Below are 4,183 nucleotides of genomic sequence, written 5' to 3' on the forward strand. Positions count from 1 at the left end.
CCGGCTCAATGGCCTTTTTTCAGCCAGCCCGCCATCTCTATGCTAAGTTTGGCTTTGAACAATGCGGCCCCTTCGCCGATTACCAGCTCGACCCCAATAGCGTATTTATGACCAAAAACCTATAGTGTCCCCTGCGTGCTCGGCAGTGATAAAGCCCTCAATAAACGCGATCTTCGCTAGCGCACCCTTTCAAGCTTGCAGCCGTCAATTAATTAGAATAATCTTATTGAAAATTTTCTAATTATAGGGCGGCATGATGTTTCAATCTTTACTGGCTAAATTATCTGGCAGCAGCAGTGGTGAAAAATGTTGGCAACTGATTGAACAAGGTGCGCAGGTGCTAGATGTGCGCTCAGCAGAAGAGTTTGCCTCGGGTCATTTGCCTCAGGCCATCAATGTGCCGCTGCCAACACTCGAGCAATGGTTGCAGCAGGTTGAAAACAAACAACACCCCTTTGTGCTTTACTGCGGCGCGGGCATTCGCGCTCAAAAGGGCTGCGACATGTTAAGGGCCAATGGCTTTGAGTGTGTCGTCAATGGCGGATCGCTAACCGATCTGCTGTGCTACCAACCGACGCCAACGCCTGCCAAAGCCTAACGAGGGGCAGGCGGTGAGGCGGCAGGCGTGACAACATCTTGTTCATCCCCCCTGCAAGCGGCATAAACAATAATGCCGGCATCTAAGCCGGCATTATTGTTATCTTTAAGATTAGAGGGTTAACTGATCAATACTGGCTTTAGCTGCGTGAATCCCTTTTTGGTTGGCCTCTGGACCCATGTTCAGCGCTTCAGCATAAACCACATCCACATCCGTGATACCAATAAAACCGAGGACGGTTTTTAAGTAAGGCACCACATGATCCGTTGGGCCATCTTTGTGAGCACCGCCACGTGTGGTGATCAACACCGCGCGTTTACCTTCCACTAAGCCTTTTGGTCCCTTTTCGGTATAAGTGAAGGTCACACCCGCGCGGGCCACAAAATCAATCCAGTTTTTCAACTGAGTGGGAATAGTAAAGTTATACATAGGCGCGGCGATGACAATCGTGTCGTTCGCCTTTAGCTCTGCCACTAAGCTATCAGAAAGAGCCAGCATCGCTTGCTGGCGCGGCGTTAAATCCGCGCCGCCACGTAAGCCAGAGGCAATTTCACCATCCACCATAGGCAACACATCTTTGCCCGCTAAGTCACGCACACTGATGCTAGCGCCTTGGCTTTCCCAGTGCTGCATTAAGTGATCCACTAACAACGCTGATTGTGAATAACCGCCAAGAATGCTGGATTTTAATACTAAAACGTTAGACATCATCTGCTCCTCAATACCGACTGCTTAAGTGCCCCAATGGGATAAGACAGAGTGTATTGGCCAATAAACAGGAATAAAAGCGGATAAATTGTGAGATTACATTCGATTTTTTAGAACGTTTGCGTTTCAGCCTATTGCCACTCAGGCTTAACGCTAGGCGCCAAGCATGCAGCGGCAAGCTCCTAAGCCAAGCTCCCAAGCCAAGCGCGCCCAAGCCAAACGCCAAGCGGCGTGACTACACCTGCAACTGGAAAGTCACCGGGCCATCGTTCACTAGGCTCACCTGCATGTCGGCACCAAATTGCCCGGTCTGAGTCATCACCCCTTGAGCGCGGCAAAAATCGACAAAGGCCTCATACAGCGCCAAGGCCTGCGCTGGCGTGCCCGCACCTGAAAAACTGGGCCGTAGTCCGCGCTCGGTATCGGCGGCGAGGGTAAATTGCGAGACCACCAGCAGAGCACCGCCCGCTTGGGTCAGATTGAGATTCATCTTGCCATTTTCGTCAGAAAATACGCGATAATTCATAACTTTAGTGGCTAATTTTTGCATTTTCTCTGGGGTATCTTCCCGCTCCACCCCAAGGAGCACCAACAAACCTTTATCAATCGCGCCAACGGTCTGCTGTTCTACTTCGACACTGGCGCGCGTCACTCTTTGTATTAACGCAATCACTCTTATTCCTTCTAAATACTGACATGGCCTTAGCTTACGCCATGGGTGTAGTTGACGTCGATGGCTTGGCACTGGCCGCCGACCTAGCTCAGCGGGCTTAGCAGACTCAAACCGCTTATCTCACGGAGGCCAAGCCCTACAGTTAGTGCGGCTCCTCCGTCGTGGCAGGCTGGGGCGGTGCATCATCTAAATATTCGGGCAAAGCCGCGGTGATCTCCGCCCCTAGCAGCACCACAATCCAAGACAAATAGACCCACACAAATAGAATGGGGATGGTCGCTAACGCCCCGTAAATCGCCTCATAACTGGGAAACTGTGTCACATACAAGCCAAACGCTTTTTTAGTTAATTCAAACAATAACGCAGCCACCACCGCGCCAATCACGGCATGTAAAAACTTCACTTTTTGATTGGGGACAACCATATACAGCAGTAAAAATGCCGCGACCGAAAACAACATAGGGAGACGCTCGATCACCATGGCCAACATGCCAGATATCGCCGCGTCCTCAAAAAACTTAAGAGAGATAAGATAAGAAGAGGCTAACAAACTGGCACCCACCAACACCGGGCCGAGGGTAATCACCATCCAATACATCGAAAATGCCACCACCACCGAACGTTGGCGTGAGGTGCGCCAAATATTATTCAGGGATTTATCAATGGCCGAGATCAGCATGATCGCCACCACCACTAATACCGCCACGCCAACCGCCGTTCCCTTAGAGGCATTACCAACAAATTCATTGATATAGGCTTGCACTGTATCGCCCGCCGCGGGCAAAAAATTGGCATACACAAACGCCTCGATCTGTTCGCGGATGCCCTTAAATACCGGAAAAGCGGATAACATCGACATCGTCACGGCCACCATGGGCACCAGTGATAATAGCGTCACATAGGCCAAATGCCCCGCGCGGATATTAATTTGATCCTCAGCTAAACGCTGCTTTAAGTGCAGTAAAAAATGCCACACCCCGAGGAAAAACACGCCAATGTGTGCTGCTGCTCGCTTGTTTGTCACGGGTTTTCCTGATTATTTTGGTATAGACTCATTATCTTCGTACAATCAATACTGAATTTACAAGCCTAAGGAGCGAATTGATGTCTCAACAAGGATCTGGCGGTAACGTACTGGCCGCACTGTGCAATTTATTTATCCCGGGATTAGGGCAACTATTACAAGGACGATTACTCGCGGCACTTGCGTTTTTCCTGTTTTGGGCCATTGCCGGGGCGCTCGTCTGGGTACTGGTCGGCTGGGTGTTACTGCCAATCGCCTATTTATGGTCCATTATTGATGCAGCCCGATTTAAGGCCGACTAACTTCATTTAACTCAGCATGGTATAGCCAATGAAACGATTACTCAGCTCAAGCCTAATTGCCGCCAGCCTGCTGCTTAGCGGCTGTCAAACCGCCTATTACGGAGCCATGGAAAAGGTCGGTTACCATAAACGCGATATCATGGTTGATCGGGTTAAAGACGCTAAAGCCTCCCAAGAGAACGCACAACAAGAGTTCAGCTCTGCCCTTGAAGAGATGCAAGCGCTACTCAATCATCGCGGCGGCAACCTTGAAAAAGCCTATAACAAGGCAAAAGACGAGTACGAATCAGCCCAAGAGGCCGCCGATAATGTCAGTAATCGCATCAATAAAGTCGAAGATGTGGCCGAGGCATTATTTGAAGAATGGCAAAACGAAATTAACGAGATCAGCAAAGCCAATCTGCGCCGCAGCAGCGAAGCCAAGCTTAAGGAAACTCGTCGCGCTTATCAGCAACTGGTAAAAAGCATGCGCCGCGCCGAAGCCAAAATGCCCCCCATTCTCACGGCAATGAAAGACAATATGCTGTACCTTAAACACAACCTCAACGCCCAAACCATTGGCGCCATCAAAGGGGAGTTTGCCAGTTTACAGACTGATATTTCAGGCCTTATCAAAGAGATGAATAGCTCGATAGCCGAGTCGAATCGCTTTATCGAGGCCCTCGAAAAGTCCAAAGATTAAGGGCGCTAGGGCGGCTTTAAGGCGTTGGCGTGGATCAGTCTGATACAGAGTGATTCACGGGCTCATTGTTGGACAGAAGAGCGTTAAATATTGAAGGGCGCTAAATATAGAAAAGCGAATATCACTGCTTGGTTATTAAATGCAGGCCATATTTAAGGGCGAACCATGGTATTTGCTCAACGACCCGCAGCAAGTC

General features: G+C 49.8%; 6 protein-coding genes and 1 pseudogene. 4 read left to right on the forward strand and 3 right to left on the reverse strand.

The annotated features are described in order from the left end of the window. Together ACRCZA_RS10235 and ACRCZA_RS10240 are read left to right on the forward strand one after the other, a co-directional pair. Positions 1–125: pseudogene (locus ACRCZA_RS10235) on the forward strand (GNAT family N-acetyltransferase); the annotation flags it as partial. 131 nt (positions 126–256) lie between these two features. After that, a complete protein-coding gene (locus tag ACRCZA_RS10240; RefSeq protein WP_438674342.1) occupies positions 257–598 on the forward strand; it encodes a rhodanese-like domain-containing protein in 342 nt (113 codons plus the stop codon). A 111-nt stretch (positions 599–709) separates the two neighbouring features. Here the strand turns inward: ACRCZA_RS10240 and azoR are convergent, their stop codons facing one another. From azoR to ACRCZA_RS10255, 3 genes are all read right to left on the reverse strand, one after another. After that, positions 710–1,306 (reverse strand): FMN-dependent NADH-azoreductase, encoded by a 597-nt coding sequence (gene azoR, locus ACRCZA_RS10245; RefSeq protein ID WP_438674343.1) that lies wholly within the window; start codon positions 1,304–1,306, stop codon positions 710–712. 235 nt (positions 1,307–1,541) lie between these two features. Further along, a complete protein-coding gene (gene dtd, locus ACRCZA_RS10250; protein WP_438674338.1) occupies positions 1,542–1,979 on the reverse strand; it encodes a D-aminoacyl-tRNA deacylase in 438 nt (145 codons plus the stop codon). Between the two features lie 142 nt (positions 1,980–2,121). Continuing rightward, positions 2,122–3,003: a virulence factor BrkB family protein gene (locus ACRCZA_RS10255; protein WP_438674339.1), complete on the reverse strand. Its 882-nt coding sequence runs from the start codon at positions 3,001–3,003 to the stop codon at positions 2,122–2,124. Between the two features lie 80 nt (positions 3,004–3,083). Between ACRCZA_RS10255 and ACRCZA_RS10260 the strand changes: the two genes are divergently transcribed. Continuing rightward, positions 3,084–3,305, forward strand: a complete 222-nt coding sequence (locus ACRCZA_RS10260; RefSeq protein ID WP_438674340.1) for a hypothetical protein — start codon at positions 3,084–3,086, stop codon at positions 3,303–3,305. A gap of 28 nt (positions 3,306–3,333) precedes the next feature. Continuing rightward, positions 3,334–3,987, forward strand: a complete 654-nt coding sequence (locus ACRCZA_RS10265) for a DUF2959 domain-containing protein (protein WP_438674341.1) — start codon at positions 3,334–3,336, stop codon at positions 3,985–3,987. Positions 3,988–4,183 lie beyond the last annotated feature (196 nt).

Origin of the sequence: Shewanella sp. (assembly GCF_051658185.1) — a bacterium.
GTDB lineage: Bacteria > Pseudomonadota > Gammaproteobacteria > Enterobacterales > Shewanellaceae > Shewanella.

Bases quoted from the DNA above. Each gene is read 5' to 3' on its own strand.
- ACRCZA_RS10240 (WP_438674342.1), top strand. From the start codon at position 257: ATGTTTCAATCTTTACTGGCTAAATTATCTGGCAGCAGCAGTGGTGAA.
- azoR (WP_438674343.1), bottom strand. From the start codon at position 1,306: ATGTCTAACGTTTTAGTATTAAAATCCAGCATTCTTGGCGGTTATTCA.
- ACRCZA_RS10260 (WP_438674340.1), top strand. From the start codon at position 3,084: ATGTCTCAACAAGGATCTGGCGGTAACGTACTGGCCGCACTGTGCAAT.
- ACRCZA_RS10265 (WP_438674341.1), top strand. From the start codon at position 3,334: ATGAAACGATTACTCAGCTCAAGCCTAATTGCCGCCAGCCTGCTGCTT.